1 protein-coding gene is annotated in these 887 nt (G+C 64.9%); it reads left to right on the top strand.

Going from position 1 to position 887, the window contains the following annotated elements:
• Positions 1-887 (top strand): ADP-forming succinate--CoA ligase subunit beta (gene sucC, locus E3C22_RS24345; RefSeq protein ID WP_134764482.1); only part of this gene is annotated, 887 nt, incomplete at both ends.

The raw sequence follows: 887 nt of genomic DNA on the forward strand, positions 1-887 counted from the left end.
GCCGGGCGGCAGGTCAACCGCCTCTATATCGAGGACGGCGCCGACATCGAGCGCGAGCTCTATCTGTCGATCCTCGTCGACCGCTCGGTCGGCCGCGTCGCCTTCGTCGCCTCCACCGAGGGCGGCATGGACATCGAGACCGTCGCCGAGGAGACGCCCGAGAAGATCGTCACCGTGGCGATCGACCCGGTCGCCGGCGTCACCGCCACCGATGCCGAGAAGCTGTGCGCGGCCCTCAATCTCGGCGGCGCCGCCAAGGTCGACGGCATGCAGCTCTTCCCGATCCTCTACAAGGCCTTCACCGAGAAGGACATGAGCCTTCTCGAGATCAACCCGCTGATCGTCATGAAGGACGGCCATCTGCGCGTTCTCGACGCCAAGGTCTCCTTCGACGGCAACGCGCTGTTTCGCCACGACGACATCAAGGCGCTGCGCGACGAGTCGGAAGAGGACGCCAAGGAGATCGAGGCGTCGAAATACGACCTCGCCTATGTGGCGCTCGACGGCGACATCGGCTGCATGGTCAACGGCGCCGGGCTCGCCATGGCGACGATGGACATCATCAAGCTCTATGGAAAAGAGCCGGCGAACTTCCTCGATGTCGGCGGCGGCGCCAACAAGGAGAAGGTGACGGCGGCGTTCAAGATCATCACCGCCGATCCGAACGTGAAGGGCATCCTGGTCAACATCTTCGGCGGCATCATGCGCTGCGACGTGATTGCCGAGGGCGTCGTCGCCGCGGTGAAGGAGGTCGGCCTGAAGGTGCCGCTGGTGGTGCGGCTCGAAGGCACGAATGTCGATCTCGGCAAGACCATCCTCAACGAGAGCGGCCTTGCCATCACCGCCGCCGACGACCTCGACGACGCCGCCAAGAAGATCGTCGCCGC

The organism is Jiella endophytica, assembly GCF_004519335.1.
Classification (GTDB): Bacteria; Pseudomonadota; Alphaproteobacteria; order Rhizobiales; family Rhizobiaceae; genus Jiella; species Jiella endophytica.